The following is a 19404-nucleotide window of genomic DNA, read 5'->3' as shown; positions in this document are numbered from 1 at the left end:
TTTATTAATGTAATGTAATTCTAGACATGGAATTTTATACGAAGATCCCCCTTACTGATTATCAAAGCAAGATTAATTATGATTCAAAGATTATTTCTTTGGGTTCGTGCTTTGCGGTTAATATGGCGCAAAAATTTAAAGAGTTCCAGTTTCAAGTGACCTCAAATCCTTTTGGGATACTATTTCATCCAGTGGCGATGGAAAAAATTTTGCAATATGTAGTATCGGATTATGTTTTTACTGAAAAGGATGTTTTTTGTATAGATGGAGTTTGGAGTTGTTTTGATGCACACTCGGATTTGAATCAATTAGATCAATCGGACTGTGTAGATCATTTGAATGCTGCGCTGCAAACCTTGAAATTCGAAATACAACAAGCGTCTCACTTGATTACAACTTTAGGGACAGCTTGGGTGTATCAATTTAAAGAGACAGGTAGTTTGGTTTCTAACTGTCATAAAATTCCTCAAGGACAATTTAATAAGAAAATGTTGAGTTATGACGAGGTTTTAAAGTCATTGCAAAATATTTCTGCTTTGATACTGTCTTTGAATCCTAAAATTAATATGATTTATACCATTTCACCAGTGCGGCATATTAAAGATGGTTTTGTTGAAAACCAAAGAAGTAAGGCGGTTTTAGTGGCTGCTTTACACCAGTTTTTAGAAGGCAAAACGGGTCAAGAATGCTACTTTCCAGCCTATGAAATTATGATGGATGAACTGAGAGATTATCGCTTTTACGGATCGGATATGCTGCATCCAAGTGCTGTTGCTATTGATTATATTTGGGACAAGTGGGCTCATACGATATTTGATCCAAGCGTCTTTGCGATTATGAAAAAAGTGGATGAAGTGCAAAAGGGATTGAATCATCGAGCTTTTAATCCAGCATCTGAAAAACACGGCATATTTCTTGACAAGCTAGTAGGGAAGATCGATGATTTGTTGGATGAGTTTCCTTTTATGAGTTTTAGATAAATTGGAGTTGTATTATATTGTTTGTGTAAGTTTAAGGGGGGTAAGACTAAAAGTTTTGTTGTTAAATTAATAGCTACGTACTATGAAAAGTTTATTAAAAATATTTTTTGTGTTGTTCATGATGTTCACGGGAGCGATGATCTATCGCTATTTTGATCATAAAGCAGACGATGCTAAAATGGAATATAATTCCGATTTGATTCAAAATCAGTTTAAAAACGTTAGCAAGTTGATTGTCACCGAAGCTAAGTTCTCACAAGTGATGACCTATGAGGATCAGCAAAAATATATGATGGATTTGTTGTCGTTTAAGAAAAAAGCAGTGGTGATTATTAACGCGGATGCTACGGTATCTTATGATATGAGCCAAATTGAATACGACATTGATGAAGCAAATAAAATCGTTAGAATTACGAAATTACCTAATGAAGAAATCAAACTTTATCCTGAAATCAAACTTTATGATGTTGAGCAAAGTAAATTTAATCCATTTGTAGGGGAGGATTACAACAAGATTAATGCAAAGGTTAAAGAAGATTTGCTTCGAAAAATAGAAAAGTCAACGCTAAAGACCAATGCTCAGAATCGCTTAATTACGGAATTGTCTAAAATTTTGATCGTGACGCAGTCGTTAGGATGGAAATTGGAGTATCAAGACACTGTAATAGAGTCCGAATTAGATTTGAATCAGCAATTGAAACTGTGATTTTATTGCCGATTATGGTGAGTGAAGCCTGATAGTCGAGCAAAAGATCACCGCGATTAATATTTTGAATTACGAGTAGCTATATATATGTAATAAACAGGGCTGTTTCACCGAATGAAACAGCCCTGTTTGTTTTTGATTGTTAGTTGTTGTTAACCAGCTCCATGCCGTTGTTGATTAAAAGAGCTATTTCAGGTCTTTGAACGGCCAATTGATTTAACCGTTGTTTAGTTTTGTCGACTAACTCTTTATTTCCTTGAAGCGTGTTAAGTTCTAGTAGTTCTAGAGTCAGCAGCCAATCTGTAGGATGATTTTGAATTAATTGATTTAATATGGCTTGGGAATCGATTTTTGAATCGGATTCTCTAGCTGTTCTTACCTGTTGGTATAAGTTTTCTAGTGCTATTTTAATCGGTGTTCGATCTGATTTTATGGTTTTCGATGAGGGAACATGTGTAATCAAATCGAAGCTGTTGTAATCTGCAGGACCTGAATAAGCTGAAATGATATTGGTGCCTACTGCCATATCGTAAACACCCCATTCCGGTTTGAATAGGATTTGGTCTTGATATTTGACAGTACAGTTCTTAAAGCTAATTAAGATGATTTTTCCATGTAAGTTTCTCATTCCCGTGATGATTTCACCGGAAACAGTTACGCCTCCATCGAATTCTAAACGAATGTTCTGTCCTTCGGAAATGGAATAGGCATTCAAATCTTTTGGACTCATGTCTTCAATGGCCAAATTGACGCCTTTTAGGGTTCCTAGTGCAGTACCATAGCCAGAGGCATGGTATTCCGTACCGTGTCCGACCAATTCTTTTTCGCGGTACGCAAGTGCGGTAGGGCCCTCTGCTTGTATGTATATCGGTTTTCCTTGAAATTCGATAACGTTGGTGAATTTACCGGAAATTTGAATTCCTGTAGCGAGTTCAATCGTTCCTATGGCATTGGATTCGATTAATTTCTGAGCACCTTCAAGTCCGCCTTTTCGGATTCCCATATTGTTGGCGAATTCTTCTAATACCATACTTAAATATGCGAAATCTGGAGTGACAAACAATTGTGGTTGCGGTTTGGTGATGTCGAAGTTTTGCTGAGCTGCATCAATGTTATAAGGTAGTTTTTGGACAGCATCAGTCATGCACCAAGCGCTTTCACCAATTGATGAAAGTAAACCTGCGCCGTAAATTTTTGGGTTTTCTAGAGTTCCAACTAGTCCATATTCAACCGTCCACCAATGTAGATTTCGAATTTGAGCCATCTCAGATAATTTACCCATATTGCGTTGGAGTTCATCAACCCTTTTCTCTACATTTTCTATAGCAGCAGGATCTGCATCCTCAGCTTCTTTTAAGATAGATAACAGGCGTATGGCTTCATACATTTCGTAATCCCGTGCCGAGGAGATTGCTTTACAACCGATTTCACCGAACCTTCTTAGGTATTCAGCATATTCTGGATTCGCAATAATAGGAGCATGTCCAGCTCCTTCATGAATGATATCCGGAGCGGGGGTGTATTCAATATGTTCTAACTGGCGAATGTCGGAGGCAATAACCAAAACCTTATAGGCTTGAAATTCCATAAACGCATTAGGAGGTATAAAACCATCGACTGCTACTGCTGCCCAGCCAATTTCTTTTAAAATACGATTCATTCCATACATATTCGGAATATCATCAATAGAAATTCCAGTTTGCTTTAAGCCTTCGAGATAGGAGGAATGAGCGACCTTGCTTAGATAACTCACGTTTTTGCGCATCACATATCGCCATACTGCCTGATTTATGGCGGTATATTCATCATAGTGCTGTGGTTTTATGAATTGTTTAAGATGTTCTGGAAGTCTGTTGATTAAGGGATTGCTTTCGTATTCTTGCGTTTTCATCCTATACTAAGGTTTATATATGTATTATTGGTAAATATAATAAAATTTAATTACACATCATTTAAAGGCTTGTTATTGTTTTGTCAATAGGAGTGCAAACAGGTTTTAACGTAAAATTGAAAAAAAATTAACGTGAATATTTTTTTAGTTTGAATTTATTTATATCTTGCGCCAGATTAACTATTTTAAAATTAACAATTATGAAAAAATTATTTATGTTTTTGGCGGTAGCAGGATTGGCTACTTTTGGAACAGCATGTAGCAGTAGTGATGATAATACACCACCACCACCACCAGAGGGAGGGCAATTGACTTTGTCTGCTAGTAAGACTACGTTAGAAATTAATGAAAAAGTAACATTTGCAGTAAAATTAGATGGTAAAGCTGTTTCAGATGCAGAAATTGTTATTGACGGAACGAAAATTTCTGGATATGAGACTTCTTTTGCAGCTGCAAAAACTTACAAAGTAGTAGCTAGAAAAGCTGGATCTAAAGATAGCAGCGAATTAACAATTACGGTTAAAGAAAAAGCTGCTGCAATTAAGTCAATCACCCTTACTTCTAATGCAGGAACTGCTCCTGTATATGGACAAGTAGTAGCCTTTACTGTTAAAGGAGATACTGGTGCTGATGTAACTGGTACTTCAGCTATAAAAGTAAATGGTGTTGCTATTACTGGTAATACTTATACTTTAAAAGCAGGAAATACCAAAGTTGTAGCTACTTATGTAGTAGATGGTGTAACTTTGACTAGTAATGCATTGGATTTCAATGGTATTACTGAGCCAACTCTTGCTAATTACATCGAGTTCGATGGTGTTAAGTATGAAACTAACGAAGCTGTAGTTGTTTACGTTGGATCTCAGGCTTTTGGTGCTGATACAATCGATATCTGGAGAATTATTACAGTTAAGATGGATGCTTCTGGACAAAATATCGAAAATAGAATGGATTTCTCTGCGGCTTTTGTTAGACCTAACCCAGCTGTGAAAACATATCCATTTGACGGACAAGTATCTGTTGCTGCTTGGGCAGGTACTGGATTCATCTTGAATGGTGATGTAGACGCTGTTGAATCTCCTGTAACTAATGCATCTAAATTCGTAATCACTAACTTTGCTAAAAAAGTTGATAGTGAAGGTAATGAATATAGTGATAACAAAACTAAATTTGAATTTGAATTCACATTGCAAGATGGTAAAAAAGTAACTGGTGTTCATACAGGTGAAACTGCAATTATTCCAGAAGCACTTCCTGCAGCTAGATCTTTAAATGGTTCTACAAAAAGCTTTAACAAAACAGCTTTGAAATTCTCAAAAAATAAATAATTAAGTGATTTATAGCTAGTTTTTTTAGCTATATATAGTTAAAAAAAGAGGATTGCCATTTGGCAATCCTTTTTTTTGTTAGATATTTTTTAGATGACCTAATTACTGTATCGTCTTTCTTTTTGTATTAAGTATCTTAACTTTAGTCTTAACTGTTTTCGTAGGTTTAGATAATTATTGTGAGGTAATTTTGTTGTTGAATGCAAGTTCCGATTAGATTATTGTTCATTAAATAAATACCGATAGTCTATTTTAATTACGGGCTTTGGTTAATTAATGAAAGAATAATTACTGTATAAGCTTTTGTCTATAGAAGTAGAGTCTGTAAAAAAAAAATAGTCGTCTCACAATTGGAGGCGACTATTTTTTATGTGTTATAAATAACAAGGTTCAGGAAAGTATACAGCGCTTATGATTTATTTAGGCTCTGATGAATTTTTACACTTTAGTTTATTCAGATTTTATCTTTTAGGAGGAAAATCCTTTAAAACTTTTGTTACAAATTCATTGATTCGCGCTTCTTTTTTCTCTCTGTTTTTAGTGATATAACCAGTTCCTACACCTTGCCATACCAATTCTTTTCTTTTAGCGTCCAGTACGTCAATATACAAGTTTCCTTCGACGGATGTTGAAACGGTATTGTAGGTGGATCCCCAATATGGATTCCATCCCCAGCCATATCCCCAAGGAGAATAATAGCTGTTTTGAGTAATGTCCACACGCTGTTGCGCTTTTGTAAAGATATTTATTAAGATATCGGGATTAGCACTTTTGACCATTCCTTTCTTGGTTAATTCAGCGTCAATTGCATTGAGTATACGCTTTTTGTCCAAATCAGAAATCTCTGTTTTATCAATACCTTCTTTAAAGAAGGCATACGTTTTGTAATTGTTAAAATCCGTTTTGCTATCATAGTCTGAAGCAACTTGTACGGAGCTGCATCCTGTGATAAAAACTAAAGCCGCTAATGGTAAAAATTTTAAAATTTTCATGATTGACAAGAATTATTAGTTAATAGTGAGTTTATTATAACAAATTTTCGTCTACCAAATTAGGTAGCGTTACTCTTAAAAGAGGTTCCGCTTCCATAGCTCTTTGAATAGCAAAAACAGCCTCTTCATTTCGGGCCCAGCTTCTTCTGGCTATTCCGTTATTTACATCCCAGAATAGCATGGATTTTAAACGAGCCGATGCCTCTTTACTACCATCAAGAAGCATACCAAAACCACCGTTAATTACTTCTCCCCATCCAACACCACCTCCGTTGTGTATCGATACCCAAGTAGCGCCTCTAAAACTATCTCCAATTACGTTTTGGATAGCCATATCTGCAGTGAATTTAGATCCGTCATAAATGTTAGAGGTTTCTCTGTATGGTGAGTCTGTACCAGAAACATCATGATGGTCACGACCCAATACTACTGGCCCAATTTGGCCCGAAGCTATAGCCTGATTAAAGGCCTCGGCAATTTTAACACGGCCTTCTGCATCTGCATACAAGATACGTGCTTGGGAACCTACTACTAAATTATTGGCTTGAGCACCTTGGATCCAACGAATATTATCATCCATTTGTTGTTGAATTTCTTTAGGAGAGCTTTTTTTCATCTCTTCTAATACCGCTGAGGCGATTTGATCTGTTTTTAATAAATCCTCGGCTTTTCCTGAAGCACAAACCCAACGGAATGGGCCAAAACCGTAATCAAAACACATCGGACCCATGATGTCTTGTACGTAACTCGGGTATTTAAAATCAATACCGTTTGCAGCCATAACATCGGCACCCGCTCTAGAGGCTTCTAATAAGAACGCGTTTCCGTAATCGAAGAAATAGGTCCCTTTTGCGGTATGTTTATTGATTGAATTGGCTTGTCGTCTAAGAGATTCGTGAACTTGTTTTTTGAAATTCTCCGGATCATTGGCCATCATTTCGTTCGCTTGTTCAAAAGTGAGTCCGACTGGATAATAACCTCCTGCCCAAGGATTGTGGAGTGATGTCTGATCAGAACCCAAATCGATATAAACGTTTTCACTATCAAATTTTTCCCAGACATCTACGATATTACCATGATAGGCGATCGAAACGACTTCTTTGTTTTCTTTTGCCTTTTTAACTCGGGTTACTAAAGCATCTAAATCAGTAGCTACCTCATCCACCCATGCTTGAGAATGACGGACATCGACCGCTTTGGCATTGACTTCTGCGCACACTGTTATACAGCCAGCGATATTTCCCGCTTTGGGTTGCGCGCCACTCATACCCCCTAAACCGGAGGTTACAAATAGTTTTCCTGCTAGTCCTTCGCCTTGCTTTGAAATCTTACGTCCGCCGTTTAAAACCGTAATTGTAGTTCCGTGAACAATTCCCTGTGGTCCGATATACATATAACTTCCAGCAGTCATTTGTCCGTATTGGGATACGCCTAAAGCATTGAATTTTTCCCAATCATCCGGCTTGGAGTAGTTTGGGATCATCATACCGTTGGTTACTACGACACGTGGTGCGTTTTTGTGGGAAGGAAACAGACCCATGGGATGACCCGAGTACATCGCTAAAGTTTGCTCATCCGTCATCTCTGACAAATATTTCATCGTTAACAGGTATTGCGCCCAATTCTGAAAAACAGCGCCATTTCCACCATAAGTAATTAGCTCATGAGGATGTTGAGCTACGGCGTAATCCAGGTTGTTTTGAATCATTAGCATGATCGACCTTGCTTGTAACGAATTTCCTGGATACTCTTCTATTGGACGTGCATATATTTTATAATCTGGACGAAAACGATACATATATATACGACCGTATTGTTCAAGTTCATGTTTAAATTCTTCCAAAAGCTCGGCATGATGTTCTGGCTTAAAATAACGTAAAGCATTTTTTAAGGCTAGTTTTTTTTCATCAGCACTGAGTATTTCTTTCCTTTTTGGAGCGTGATTTATAGAATAATCATAAGATTTTGGACTTGGTAATTCTGTTGGAATACCTAATTGAACCTGTTCTTTAAAATTCATGTTTTAAAAATTTTGGATAATTGGATGTTTATTAGTCTAATAAGTAAATTAAAAGACTTTTTTTTCTTATTTTTATTGTTGTTTAAAGGTTTGATTTATAAAGTTATAGCGCCTTGATTAAAAGGAATATTCACCAGTTCACCTGTAAATCAAATCCCGTGAAATTAATATGATAATAAAAGTTTAAAATTATTGAATTTTACAGAAAAATGCTGTCAATTTGTATAAAATGTATTACAAGATATTAATTAAAGGAAATTGGGTGCCAAAAGGTTTTGTCGGAATCACGATTTACCCTTATATCATCTTTAAAAAAGAAGCTAGTAGAGAGGATGTAATCCTGATTGCTCATGAAAAAATTCATATCAAGCAACAATTGGAGTTATTGGTCATTTTTTTTTATATATGGTATGCCGTTGAATTTTTAATAAAGATAATACAATTAAAAGATAAGGGAAAGGCATATCGGGCAATTTCGTTTGAGCGTGAAGCTTATCAGCATCAGGCCGATTTGAATTATTTGGCGCATAGGAATTTTGCTTCCTTTTTAAAATATATATAATGTTTGAAGAAAAGTATATTCCCAATGATGTCGTAAGGCTTTCTTTTAAAAATGGGGTCAGTTTATCTGTAAAGAGGGAAGATTTATTGCATGCCGACATATCGGGGAATAAGTTCCGGAAATTAAAATATAATTTTATTCGCGCTAAAGAATTGGGGCTAGAAATTATAGTGACTTTCGGAGGAGCCTATTCCAATCACATAGCTGCAACAGCGGCGGCAGGAAAGGAATTTGGTTTTAAGACTATTGGTATTATTCGCGGAGAGGAATTAGCAAGTAAATTTCTTGAGAATCCAACCCTAAAGCGGGCACATGAAAATGGAATGATTTTTAAATTTGTAACTCGAGAGGAGTACAGACAAAAAACTACTGCCGAGTTTGTCAAAAAATTGGACAGTGAATTTGGAAATTATTATTTGATTCCGGAAGGGGGGACCAATATTTTGGCAATTCAAGGTTGTCAAGAAATTTTAAAAAAGCAAGACCAAGAGTTTGATTATATTTGTAGTGCCGTAGGAACTGGTGGTACCTTGGCTGGATTAATTAACGCGAGTGGAGTAAAACAGCAGGTATTGGGATTTCCTGCCCTAAAGGGCGACTTTCTAACGGAAGTAATAAACGGTTTCGTAGAAAAGCGAAATTGGGAGTTAATAGCGGATTATCATTTTGGAGGTTATGCAAAAACGACCAAAGAATTATTGGATTTTCTCTCGTCATTTTACGATAAAACCGGTATTTTATTAGACCCTATTTACACGGGTAAAATGATTTTTGGGATTATGGATTTAATAGAGAAATCGTATTTTCCTGCAGCGTCTAAAATACTAGCCATTCACACTGGAGGATTGCAAGGGTGGAATGCAAATTTTGAATCTAAATTAGTTATAGTATAAGTTATGTTTAAAAAAATATTTTTAGTAGTAATGCTCTCTTTTTTGGTAAGCTGTGGTTCTAGCAAAAGCAAAGGTAGTTTCACTAAGAAGAAAAAGCGGGAAACGGAATTGATCAATAAAGCTTCTTATCGGGCTCAATTGAACAAGAAACCCATTAAGCCAGCTAAGAATAGTCAAATAGAAACCTTGGAGGCTACTTCGCGTTTAAGCGTTACCAATGATATGATTCGCGAATATATTATGCGATATAAAGACATTGCAAAAAAGAATATGTCTGATCACGGTATTCCAGCAAGTATAACCTTAGCGCAAGGCGTATTGGAATCCGGATCCGGACAGGGAACATTAAGTCAAAAAGCCAATAACCATTTCGGTATAAAATGCCATCAAGGTTGGACTGGTGATTCGGTCAGACATGATGATGATGCACCAGAGGAATGTTTTAGAAAATATCTAAATGCTGAAGAATCATATCTGGATCATTCGATGTTTTTAACGAAGCGTGGTCGGTATGCAAAATTATTTGATCTTGACAAAGGAGATTACGTAGGCTGGGCAAAGGGACTGCGTGCAGCAGGTTATGCTACCGATCCCAAGTATCCGGAGAAGCTGATAAGCTTGATAGAACGTTATCAATTGTTTAACTTCGATCAAGAAGTCTTAGGTGGTAATTATGTACCGGTAGTAATCAGCCCAAGTATACCGAGCTCAACTTACAATGTTTATAAAGTAACAGGAGGCGATACCTTGTTTTCGATTTCAAAGCGATACAATGTGACTGTTGCGGAACTACAGAAATTAAATAATTTATCCGATAATACCATTTCGGTGGGACAAATCTTAAAAATAAAATAATGTTATATCAAAGAAGTAGTCAACTATTTGCAGAGGCAGAAAAAGTAATTCCAGGAGGTGTCAATTCTCCAGTAAGAGCATTCAAATCCGTAGGAGGAACTCCGATTTTTGTTAAAAAAGCAATAGGGGCATATTTATATGATGAGGACGGTAATAAATTAATCGATTATATCAATTCATGGGGACCTATGATTTTAGGTCATGCTTACGAACCGGTAGTCAATGCAATCATCGAGAAAGCAAAGCTGGGAACTTCGTTTGGAATGCCGACCGAAATAGAAACGAAAATTGCCGAATTAGCGGTATCTATGGTACCTAATATCGATAAAATCCGATTTGTAAATTCTGGTACAGAAGCCTGTATGAGTGCTATTCGCTTAGCTCGAGGTTTTACCAATAGAGAGAAAATCATAAAATTCAAGGGTTGTTATCACGGACATTCGGATTCATTTTTAATTGAAGCCGGTAGTGGAGCAGTTACTTTTGGATCTCCAAACAGCCCTGGAGTAACGGTAGGGACGGCGAAAGACACCTTACTGGCCAATTACAACGATCTAGAAAGTGTAAAACAACTTTTTGAATCCAATCAAAATGAAATCGCCGCGTTGATCATTGAGCCTGTTGCAGGAAATATGGGTTGTGTTCCTCCGAAGAAAGGCTTTTTAGAAGCCTTGAGGTTGCTTTGTACCCAACACGGTACCTTGTTGATATTTGACGAAGTAATGACCGGATTTCGACTTGCACGTGGCGGAGCACAAGAGTTGTTAGGAATAGCCGCTGATATCGTTACTTTTGGAAAAGTCATCGGAGGTGGACTACCTGTTGGTGCTTTTGCTGCACGTCAAGAAATTATGGATTACTTAGCACCAATAGGTCCTGTTTACCAAGCTGGAACACTATCTGGGAATCCATTGGCTATGGCTGCAGGATTGACCATGTTGCAAGCCATTGAAAGTGATTTAGAATTATATACGCGCCTAGAGCAGAAAACAGCCTATCTAGAAGCAGGTATGAGAAAAGTATTAGCTGAGAATAATGTCGCTCATTCCATCAATAGAGTGGGATCTATGATTTCAGTGTTTTTTGACAACAAGCCGGTTTTTGATTTTGAGTCAGCTGGATATGGTGATAATGATACATTTAAGAAGTTCTTTCACAGATTGTTAAAACAAGGAGTCTATATCGCACCTTCAGCCTACGAAACTTGGTTTATCACGGATGCATTGACTTACGATGATTTGGATTTTACAATAAATGCCGTAAATGCCGTTTTTCAATTAGAGCGTTAGTCTTTAAAATAAGTCTCACACAAAATCTTATAAAATAAAAAAACTGCTAGAAGGCATTTCTTCTAGCAGTTTTTTTTATTAAGGCAATCTCCCTGTAAATTCTCGATCGCTCAGCGTTTTCATAAACGCTATTAAATCGAGTTTTTCGTATTCACTCAGGGGTATTCTATTGCCATTATCTTTAAAAATTGGATCGAGATTGCTCGAGTTCAAGACGCCTCGATCAAAATAGTCCAACACCTCTTTTAGCGTAGCAAACTGTCCGAAACTTCCGTAGGGTGCCGTGTATTCTACATTGCGCAAAGAAGGTACGCGAAAACTCATATAATCGGTGGCGATTCCTGTAACCCTAGCGCGTCCCGCCTCATTGGTGTCTGTATTTACGGGAAAACCAATGTTTCTAAAGCTTTGGTCGGTAAATAGTTCGGTGCTGTGACAACTCACGCACTTTTGTTGAAAAACTTGGTAGCCGCGACTTTCACTTTGGGTAAAACGTTCTCCACTATTTTTTTTGACCCGATCGTATTTGCTGTTCGCCGAAATTAAGGTATATTGATATTGGGCTAAACTGAGATAAATACCCGTTGCATTGATATTTTGGTCACCAAATGCTTTTTGGAACAATTCCTTGTATTCCTTGTCATCTTGAATTTTATGGATGACTTCAACTATAGAGGAATTCATCTCCTCATGAGTGATAATGGGAACCAAAACTTGATTTTCGAGCTGTAGTTTACTACCGTCCCAATTATAAAAATTTAAAAAGGCTAAATTTTGTAATGGCGGTACGTTGCGAAGACCAATTCTTTGATAGATGCCAACAGCTTGGGAATGGGTATCGGAAAAAGCATTGGTTTTGAGATGGCAACTACTGCATGAAATACTATTGTCTGCGCTAAACCTTTTTTCATTGAAAAGTTTTTGTCCCAGTTCAACGCCAAATTGTGTAGGTCTGTTATTGCGTGCGGCAGGGTTCATTTTTGGAAATCCTTCAGGTATCGTTAGTACAATCTCGGGATTGTCAAACGAGATTGGCTCATAATCGTCATTTCTACACGAAGCTATTAGCAATAGCATAAAAAGCAATCCTAATCTTTTTTTCATTCCTAATGGATGTCTTTCAAATTAATTGTAATGAAGCGTCGTCTGAGCTAAAAGATCAGACGACGCACTTTTAAATTTAATTTTCGACCTTTATTATCGAAAATATACCGGTTAAATCACTACTGCCATTCCCTCCTAAATTATCTACAAATAGAACCATTTGGTTGGCTGTATGAATGTTTGGAGTGGCGTTAGCATCCATACCCGTCCCTGTTTTTAAGGTAATGGTATTGGTTTTTCCGCTCAACAATTTGTCGAAGTCTGCCTTGATTGCTATTTCTGGAGCCTTAGCACCTACAGTGGCATGTATTGGAAGATCGAGGACGATGTCTCTATAGGAGTCAACGCCCTGGGTATAACTGCCTTCTTCTCCTTCGATGGTGCTTCCCGTGTGAATAGATAAGGTTTTTTTATCGGTATCATAAAAACCTTCTATTTTGGTAAAGCGGTATCCCGTTCCCCATTCCCACATCATTTCGGTGTCGTTGGCTCCTGCTGTGGCGTAGAAATTCGGGAACTTTACTTGATTTAGTACATTCAAGTCCTTTTTTACACCCAACCCAAATTTTAGTTGTTTATAATCGCCAGAAGGGATGTTGTTTAGTGTGTAGTTTAGTGTGATAGGCTTAGATTGATCAACAACAGCAGCTCCTTTATCTAGATCATTGATGTTGTAAGGGATTTCCGTCCCATCTGCTTTGACCAAGCGAATATTACTGATGACATACTTTAATTCGGAAAATTGATGTAGTTGCCCAGCTGCTGAGGTGTTTACAGTAGCTTGATGCGATGCAGCATCTCCAAGTACAATGGCAAGGTCTTTAAAAGTATTGTTAAAAGACAAAGTCACGTTGTTGGCAACCGGACTGCTATCATCACTTTGACAAGAGACAAAGAATAGGGCTATTGATGCAGCTATAAGATATGTTTTTATATTTTTCATTTTTTTGAATTGTTATAAGTTATAAATTGAATTTTAATGAGGTAAAAATGTTGCGTCCGACTCTGGGGATATTTCCCCAATCCGCATAAGTACTATAGTACTTATTAAATAAATTTTCGACGCCAATTTGGGCTACAACGTTTTTGTTTTTAATTTGAAATCGGTAGTCCGTTGAAAAATTCCAGATGCTATAAGACGGTGTTTGATCTTCGCCGTATTCGGGACTATAGTTGAGTTGTTCAAAATCGCCGTTTACCGATGTTTGAAACCCGAATTCTCGATACTGAAAATGCAGAGAAGTTTGATAGCTCAAAGGACGAATAAAAGGCAGGTTTCCCTTTTTGTCATCTTGTCCGCGCGCATACGTCAGAGTTCCGTTCCAATGCAAATCTTTAAGAATGTGATAACCGGTGTTTAGTGAAAAATTGAATAAAGTAGCCCGGTCTAGGGAAGTGTATCCCTTTACTCCAACAGATTGGTAGTTCATTGGACTACCCAAACTCAACACCCGACCAATGATGTAGTTTTCAATATAGAAATAGTTGACTTTGGCTTGGATATTCAATTTTCCGCTACTAAAACCGACACTTGCATTGGCTTCATAAGAAATTTCGTTTTTTAAATTGGGATTCCCAATATAGTCGTAACGATCAAAGCTGTTATATATATAATAACCATAAGCTTCAGAAACAGTAGGAGCTCGATGTCCGTAACCGCTACCGATAGAAAAGCGAAATTTGTTGTAATTGTAATGGTATTTGGCATATAGACTCGGCAAAAAACGAGTCTTTTCTTGAGGGGCACCTGGATAAAAAATCCAATTAAACTCAACATATTTGGAATGATTGTGATTAACACCTACGGAACCTCCAAATTCGAGTTGACTATCTTCTGAAAACTCCCAAGTATTTGTGCTGGCGATACTGGCATAAGTTGTACTGACCCAAGGCCAGCTGTAAGCAAACATAGTTCGTTCACTGCGATCTTGCGGATACATGCGCATTTCGGCTATCGATAAATTGTGATAGGCATTCAGTTGTACTTCGGAACGATAGCGATCGCCTTGTAGGTCTACTCTAGAAACCAAACCATAAGTGGTGTTCCAACCGGGCATATCCATGTGTACCAAATTCTCAGGTCGTGTAGTATCATCCATATAATGTTCAATAGCATTAAAATACATTTTAGTGTCCCATGCTTTTATCAGACTTTCTTCAAACAATTGTTTGTAAGCAACAGAGGTAATAATTGCACGTGATAGCCATAAATCCATCGGCAGAGCGGGGTATCCAACATCTTTGGCAACATCGAATATGGCGTCGACTCTTAGAGCCGATAGGGTACTAGTTTTATAAGCCAAGCCCAAAGAAGTATTCATCTTTTTGTATTGTGAATGTGCAACCTCGTGCTTATTCCCATCTTTGTAGTTGTCGGCTTTTCGATATGAGATACTTCCATCTGCCACAAATTTCTCACTGGAGTACGATAGATTCGCCAAGTTTAAAAACTGCTTGTTGTTGAATTCCAATCCCGTTTGATAAGCGCCATGCCATTTTTTTTCTAGTCCAAAGGCAGTGCTTCTTCTTTTTAAGTCAATACTTCCAGCTATGGTTGCACCTTGTAGGCTCCCTTCTTGTCCCGATTTTATAGCTATCTCAGATAAATTATTTTGCTCAACATACGAGGTGATCGGATCCATTTTGTCAGTGCATGCTCCGAAAATGTGCATCCCGTCAATAGTAATACTCGAGCGCTCGCTACTCATATTATTGAGCAAAGGTTCCCAGGCATAAGCACCTCTTTTTATGAAGCTAATTTGATCCGAAGAGGCCAGAAATTCATCAACTGATACCGCCATTTTCATTTGGGTCTCGATTTTCTTTTTTGCCAAAACAACTAAATCGATATTTTCTAAAGCGGTAACCGTATCGGTTTCAATAGGCTTGTTTTGAGCATGAACTGTTATTCCCAAAAAAAATAACGCTAGGGTAAGTAGTTTCCTATTCATTAGAATAAAATATCAATATGGAGTTCACTTTTCGCACCTTCAACACCCGGAGTGAAATCCGTTGAAACCGGTGTTCCTTGTATAATCTTACCGTTTTGATCGAGCAGCATCAAATTCAGGGTCCAATTTCCAGTCATGGTGTAATTGACCATGCCGTAATACCATCCATCTGTAGCTTGTTTTAAATCCTGATTGTTCGGTGATGAATGATTGCCCATCGAGGGCTCTGGCATTCTGGGGTCCAATTTCAAAATATAATTTTGAGCTTCTGAATAGGATTCCGAGATTAAATCTGTTGCAATCCCAGAAGCATCACTTATTAAATCGGATTTATAGATGCCTGCAATTAGCTGATTTTCTGATACTTTTGGCTTCTGTGGCGCCTTTAATGCAATAATATATTGTATGCCATCCTTGCCTGTAAAGGCGGTCATATTTAAGTTTTTATTCACCTGCTTATGAATGACAGCATCTTGGATAACCGTAAAGGTTTGATCTTTGTCGTTAAAGACGAGTCGTAACGTCCAGTTGTCGACATTGCTCTCACTGGAAAATACTGCATATCCAGTATAGTATTGATCCACGTTATTATAAATCCAACGTGAACTGTGTGGATACGAAACCTTACTGGTATTTGCTTGAGTTAAAACAGGTAATAACAGAGGGTCAGCGCGAACTAATGCTTCGTTAGTTACCGTATTGGTAAGCTTGATTCGGATTTCATTATACCCCTTATAAAGGGTTCCGTTTAAAGCTAAAATATCAATTTTATAAATACCCTTAGTAGTGGAAATCACGTCTTTAAAGTCGTGATATTCGGGGACTATTGTATTTATTTCATCTTCATAGTCCGTTTTATCTAGGGTACAAGAGCTCAAGGCAAACAGCAAAGCGATTGCAAAAAGGGTATAGCATTTCATGACTTTCAGTAGGTTTTAAATCTTCGTTGAGCACAGAGTACTTAATTCGTTTTTGTTCGTTTTGTCGGTGTTGAGATCGGAAAAATACGCCTACAACAAATGGGATAGCCCAGCTGATGTGCTACCGTGAAGACAACAATGCTATAGACGCTTTTTTACAACGGTAAAAGTTCTAGCAGTCGTTGTGAATTATCGGGTTGCGAATTTCTTTAGAATTCAACGAGACAAAATCGAAAAGATCAGGATAGGTCAATGCCGCCAAGTAGCCAAATAGATGCTTTAGCCAATGCTTTATAAGGCTTGGAAAACTAATCCTGTAAACTAGGGATATAGGGGGGGTCTAAAAACGAAACTTGCGAAGGAAAATTGATAAATGCATGCGTATGAAAAAAGCGGTTCTAAGATGTTTTTTGCCTCAAAGTCAAGAGGGAGTTTCCATACAATTTCTGCGTAGTATGTCAGGTTTTTTTCAAGTGAAAACGAGTGATACTTATCCTTGTTATTGTCCGCTTCAACGGTTTTTGCAAGCTCTTTTTTTAAATGACATTTACCATTACACGCCATTTCTGGTTGGTCTTTATTAACACAGAGTTCGTTTTTGATATAGTCATAAAACACCACATATTCCAGAGCCGGTAGTACCGGTCTAAACAGTATAAATAGAGATAATATGAGGGTTGCTTTTTTCACAGTGTAAAGGTCTATCGTTTTTTTTTAAGCGCCAAGTTTAAGATTGTTTGTATTAAATAATGGATTGATTAAGTAAGTTAATGTTCTTTAAAATATTTAAACAGTATGTATCTGTTGTCAATACTTCTACGATTTGTTTTGTACTGTTCTTTAAATAGTTTAATATAGATTTTTAGATAAGTTAAAAAAGCAGTATCTTAAAAGGTTGTATACCGCCTTTTTAACTTTACTTCGTTTCATTTCTTGATGCTACTTTTATTCATCATTTTTTTTGCGGTATTTTTCGGGAGTGAGATCTGTGCCTTTTTTAAAAAAAGTAATAAAATAAGAGGCATGTTCAAATCCCAATTCATAGGCAATTTCGCTGATGGATAAGTTGGTGTAATGCAATAAGCGTTGGGCCTCTAGAATGAGCTGTTTTCGGATCAGATCTCCAGAGGTTTGTCCAAGGGTCTTTTTGCAGATTTTATTTAAGTAATTGGTGCTTAGATTTAGCATTTCCGCATAGTCTGAAGGCATTTTACAAGTCTTGAAGTTTTTGGCGATCAGCTTTTGAAACAGTTCTATTTTCTCTCGTGCGGGATTGCTAGTTTGTGCTGTTTTTAAAGGGCCGTGAATGCGCTCTAGTTCGATTAGTAAAATATTCAAATAGGAGCGTAGTGCATTGATAGAAACCTTGTGGGCGTTATTAAATTCAGTGTGCATAAAAGACAATAAGGTACTGAGATAATCGGAATGATCTTTTAGTACCGGTATTGTACTGGGCATTTCTCCATTAAAAAAGGAGAATTGATGGAGAATGTTATTGTTGTATCTCAATGAAAAAAAGTCTTCGGTAAAGCAAATGATTTTTCCCTGAGCCTCGCTGTTTATAATTAATTCGGTAATACAATTGGGTTTTGTGATGATTACTTGCGCATCAGTGATTTGTTTTCTGTTGTTGTCAATAACCACGTCTCCTTTACCCTTCTCGATAACCAAGAGGGTGTAAAAGCTGCTTTGATGTGGAAATTCCAAAAGAGGATATTTTTTTAATAATCCATCGATGGGGCCAATAAAGAAATCACGCGCATCATCAAATAAACCAATATGGCATACCGGCAAGCGGTGTGATTGCATAATAGGTGGTTTTTAATTTATACTCGGCTTATTCTAACAAATAACTAAGCGAGTTCAGGAGGCTGAAATAAAGAAAAGACCAAGTTTGAAATGATGAATTTTGAATAATATTTCGGATAGATTCTGGGTGCTATAAACACTTTGGCAACAGCTATCTGATAGGGGATGCTTTGATAAAAAAGGGGTTGTACCTCTTTTAATTTGATGATAGGAAGTTCTTGTTTTTTGTCGGAATCGGCGGAGAGTTCTTGTTGAAGATAACAAGATCCATTACATACGGGGATGGTGTCAAATCTGTTGATACATACGTTTTTAGCGATGTAGTCGCGATTGATATAGAATGCGGTTATGATCCAAAAACTTGAAGTATTTTGATATATAAATGAGAGGAGTAATATGGTAAAAATACTTTTCTTCACCTAATTGGATTTTTCTTGGAGTAAAATTACAATTTCTTTTATTAATCGATCGACATCTGCGGAATTAGTTCCATCGTAAACACCTCGCAGGTGGCGGTTCTTATCGACTAAGATAAAAGCACCGCTGTGAGCATATCCTCCGGGAGCATTTACGTTTTCGTAGGCCTGCGAAAAATATCCTTTCTCGGCTAATTGATAGATATCCTTTTTCTCACCGTGTAAAAAGTGCCATTTTTTGGAATCAACGCCTAATTGATCAGAATAAGCTTTGAGCACTGGAATCGAATCATTTTCGGGATCGATGGTATGAGAAACAAAAAGCACCGCTGCATTGTCCTTAAAAACGTCGTAGACCCGTTTGAGCTGTTGATTCATAATCGGGCAGATGGTCGGGCATTTTAGAAAAATAAAATCAGCAATGTAAATCTTATTTTTAAAAGAGTCGTTGTTAATAGTGATGCGGTCTTGATTGGTCAACGAAAAATCGGGAACTTTAAAATAGTTGATGACTTTAGTTTGACTTTTCGATACCTCTTCAGTGTGATTGCCCAAATAAGGAAGTTTTTCCGAATTACTTGAACAGGAAATAAAAACAATAAAAATCGAAAAGAACAGTATAGCCTTCATTGTGGGTAAAAAGAATCATTGGTTGGTGATCATCCAGTGCGTTTGATTTTGGCATGGA

The 19404-nt window shown here is 37.2% G+C and carries 18 protein-coding genes; 7 read left to right on the top strand and 11 right to left on the bottom strand.

Going from position 1 to position 19404, the window contains the following annotated elements; all coding sequences use genetic code 11:
- Nucleotides 1-26: 26 nt before the first annotated feature.
- Together L1275_RS03180 and L1275_RS03175 are read left to right on the top strand one after the other, a co-directional pair.
- Nucleotides 27-980 carry a GSCFA domain-containing protein gene (locus L1275_RS03180; RefSeq protein ID WP_253469625.1) on the top strand — a complete coding sequence of 318 codons (954 nt, stop codon included), beginning with the start codon at nucleotides 27-29 and terminating at the stop codon, nucleotides 978-980.
- Between the two features lie 82 nt (nucleotides 981-1062).
- The gene (locus L1275_RS03175; RefSeq protein WP_253469623.1) at nucleotides 1063-1686 is read left to right on the top strand and encodes a DUF4230 domain-containing protein; all 624 of its coding nucleotides are present in this window, start codon (nucleotides 1063-1065) and stop codon (nucleotides 1684-1686) included.
- Between the two features lie 142 nt (nucleotides 1687-1828).
- Here L1275_RS03175 and L1275_RS03170 read toward each other — a convergent pair whose 3' ends face one another.
- Entirely contained in the window at nucleotides 1829-3577 is a 1749-nt protein-coding gene (locus L1275_RS03170; RefSeq protein WP_253469619.1) for an aromatic amino acid hydroxylase, read from the bottom strand.
- A 200-nt stretch (nucleotides 3578-3777) separates the two neighbouring features.
- On the opposite strand from L1275_RS03170, the gene L1275_RS03165 reads away from it, so the two are divergent.
- Nucleotides 3778-4905: a hypothetical protein gene (locus tag L1275_RS03165; RefSeq protein WP_253469616.1), complete on the top strand. Its 1128-nt coding sequence runs from the start codon at nucleotides 3778-3780 to the stop codon at nucleotides 4903-4905.
- A 461-nt stretch (nucleotides 4906-5366) separates the two neighbouring features.
- Here L1275_RS03165 and L1275_RS03160 read toward each other — a convergent pair whose 3' ends face one another.
- Both L1275_RS03160 and L1275_RS03155 read right to left on the bottom strand, forming a co-directional pair.
- Nucleotides 5367-5897, bottom strand: a complete 531-nt coding sequence (locus L1275_RS03160) for a DUF4136 domain-containing protein (RefSeq protein WP_253469613.1) — start codon at nucleotides 5895-5897, stop codon at nucleotides 5367-5369.
- A gap of 34 nt (nucleotides 5898-5931) precedes the next feature.
- Nucleotides 5932-7917, bottom strand: coding sequence for a urocanate hydratase (locus tag L1275_RS03155; protein ID WP_253469611.1), 1986 nt, complete (start codon nucleotides 7915-7917; stop codon nucleotides 5932-5934).
- 229 nt (nucleotides 7918-8146) lie between these two features.
- On the opposite strand from L1275_RS03155, the gene L1275_RS03150 reads away from it, so the two are divergent.
- From L1275_RS03150 to hemL, 4 genes are read left to right on the top strand one after another with little or no spacing between them, the layout of a single operon-like run.
- Complete coding sequence (locus tag L1275_RS03150; RefSeq protein WP_253469608.1) at nucleotides 8147-8479, top strand: hypothetical protein; 333 nt, start codon at nucleotides 8147-8149, stop codon at nucleotides 8477-8479.
- Nucleotides 8479-9372: a 1-aminocyclopropane-1-carboxylate deaminase/D-cysteine desulfhydrase gene (locus L1275_RS03145; protein ID WP_253469605.1), complete on the top strand. Its 894-nt coding sequence runs from the start codon at nucleotides 8479-8481 to the stop codon at nucleotides 9370-9372. The genes L1275_RS03150 and L1275_RS03145 overlap by 1 nt, the downstream gene beginning before the upstream one ends.
- A 3-nt stretch (nucleotides 9373-9375) precedes the next feature.
- Nucleotides 9376-10227, top strand: a complete 852-nt coding sequence (locus L1275_RS03140) for a glucosaminidase domain-containing protein (RefSeq protein ID WP_253469602.1) — start codon at nucleotides 9376-9378, stop codon at nucleotides 10225-10227.
- Entirely contained in the window at nucleotides 10227-11516 is a 1290-nt protein-coding gene (gene hemL, locus L1275_RS03135) for a glutamate-1-semialdehyde 2,1-aminomutase (protein ID WP_253469599.1), read from the top strand. Before L1275_RS03140 ends, hemL begins: the two co-directional genes overlap by 1 nt.
- 78 nt (nucleotides 11517-11594) lie before the next feature.
- Here the strand turns inward: hemL and L1275_RS03130 are convergent, their stop codons facing one another.
- The 8 genes from L1275_RS03130 to L1275_RS03095 form a co-directional block, all read right to left on the bottom strand.
- Complete coding sequence (locus L1275_RS03130) at nucleotides 11595-12620, bottom strand: cytochrome-c peroxidase (RefSeq protein ID WP_253469596.1); 1026 nt, start codon at nucleotides 12618-12620, stop codon at nucleotides 11595-11597.
- 76 nt (nucleotides 12621-12696) lie between these two features.
- Nucleotides 12697-13563 (bottom strand): MbnP family protein, encoded by an 867-nt coding sequence (locus tag L1275_RS03125; RefSeq protein WP_253469593.1) that lies wholly within the window; start codon nucleotides 13561-13563, stop codon nucleotides 12697-12699.
- A 19-nt stretch (nucleotides 13564-13582) separates the two neighbouring features.
- The gene (locus tag L1275_RS03120) at nucleotides 13583-15571 is read right to left on the bottom strand and encodes a TonB-dependent siderophore receptor (protein WP_253469590.1); all 1989 of its coding nucleotides are present in this window, start codon (nucleotides 15569-15571) and stop codon (nucleotides 13583-13585) included.
- Nucleotides 15571-16491 (bottom strand): hypothetical protein, encoded by a 921-nt coding sequence (locus L1275_RS03115; protein WP_253469587.1) that lies wholly within the window; start codon nucleotides 16489-16491, stop codon nucleotides 15571-15573. Before L1275_RS03115 ends, L1275_RS03120 begins: the two co-directional genes overlap by 1 nt.
- Before the next feature lie 321 nt (nucleotides 16492-16812).
- A complete protein-coding gene (locus L1275_RS03110; protein WP_253469584.1) occupies nucleotides 16813-17181 on the bottom strand; it encodes a hypothetical protein in 369 nt (122 codons plus the stop codon).
- A gap of 255 nt (nucleotides 17182-17436) precedes the next feature.
- Nucleotides 17437-18300 carry a helix-turn-helix transcriptional regulator gene (locus tag L1275_RS03105; RefSeq protein WP_253469581.1) on the bottom strand — a complete coding sequence of 288 codons (864 nt, stop codon included), beginning with the start codon at nucleotides 18298-18300 and terminating at the stop codon, nucleotides 17437-17439.
- Nucleotides 18301-18344: 44 nt separating this feature from the next.
- The gene (locus L1275_RS03100) at nucleotides 18345-18719 is read right to left on the bottom strand and encodes a hypothetical protein (protein WP_253469578.1); all 375 of its coding nucleotides are present in this window, start codon (nucleotides 18717-18719) and stop codon (nucleotides 18345-18347) included.
- Nucleotides 18720-19271, bottom strand: coding sequence for an SCO family protein (locus tag L1275_RS03095; protein WP_253469575.1), 552 nt, complete (start codon nucleotides 19269-19271; stop codon nucleotides 18720-18722).
- Nucleotides 19272-19404: the final 133 nt, after the last annotated feature.

Origin of the sequence: Flavobacterium sp. HSC-61S13, assembly GCF_024171535.1 — a bacterium.
Taxonomy (GTDB): Bacteria; Bacteroidota; Bacteroidia; order Flavobacteriales; family Flavobacteriaceae; genus Flavobacterium.
Note: the sequence above shows the minus strand (reverse complement) of the source record. Positions and strands in the feature narration are given on the sequence as shown.

Coding starts and splice junctions, on each gene's coding strand:
- L1275_RS03155 (WP_253469611.1), bottom strand. CDS start 7,917: ATGAATTTTAAAGAACAGGTTCAATTAGGTATTCCAACAGAATTACCA.
- L1275_RS03120 (WP_253469590.1), bottom strand. CDS start 15,571: ATGAATAGGAAACTACTTACCCTAGCGTTATTTTTTTTGGGAATAACA.
- L1275_RS03180 (WP_253469625.1), top strand. CDS start 27: ATGGAATTTTATACGAAGATCCCCCTTACTGATTATCAAAGCAAGATT.
- L1275_RS03105 (WP_253469581.1), bottom strand. CDS start 18,300: ATGCAATCACACCGCTTGCCGGTATGCCATATTGGTTTATTTGATGAT.
- L1275_RS03170 (WP_253469619.1), bottom strand. CDS start 3,577: ATGAAAACGCAAGAATACGAAAGCAATCCCTTAATCAACAGACTTCCA.
- L1275_RS03150 (WP_253469608.1), top strand. CDS start 8,147: ATGTATTACAAGATATTAATTAAAGGAAATTGGGTGCCAAAAGGTTTT.
- L1275_RS03115 (WP_253469587.1), bottom strand. CDS start 16,491: ATGAAATGCTATACCCTTTTTGCAATCGCTTTGCTGTTTGCCTTGAGC.
- L1275_RS03175 (WP_253469623.1), top strand. CDS start 1,063: ATGAAAAGTTTATTAAAAATATTTTTTGTGTTGTTCATGATGTTCACG.
- L1275_RS03165 (WP_253469616.1), top strand. CDS start 3,778: ATGAAAAAATTATTTATGTTTTTGGCGGTAGCAGGATTGGCTACTTTT.
- hemL (WP_253469599.1), top strand. CDS start 10,227: ATGTTATATCAAAGAAGTAGTCAACTATTTGCAGAGGCAGAAAAAGTA.
- L1275_RS03125 (WP_253469593.1), bottom strand. CDS start 13,563: ATGAAAAATATAAAAACATATCTTATAGCTGCATCAATAGCCCTATTC.
- L1275_RS03145 (WP_253469605.1), top strand. CDS start 8,479: ATGTTTGAAGAAAAGTATATTCCCAATGATGTCGTAAGGCTTTCTTTT.
- L1275_RS03130 (WP_253469596.1), bottom strand. CDS start 12,620: ATGAAAAAAAGATTAGGATTGCTTTTTATGCTATTGCTAATAGCTTCG.
- L1275_RS03160 (WP_253469613.1), bottom strand. CDS start 5,897: ATGAAAATTTTAAAATTTTTACCATTAGCGGCTTTAGTTTTTATCACA.
- L1275_RS03140 (WP_253469602.1), top strand. CDS start 9,376: ATGTTTAAAAAAATATTTTTAGTAGTAATGCTCTCTTTTTTGGTAAGC.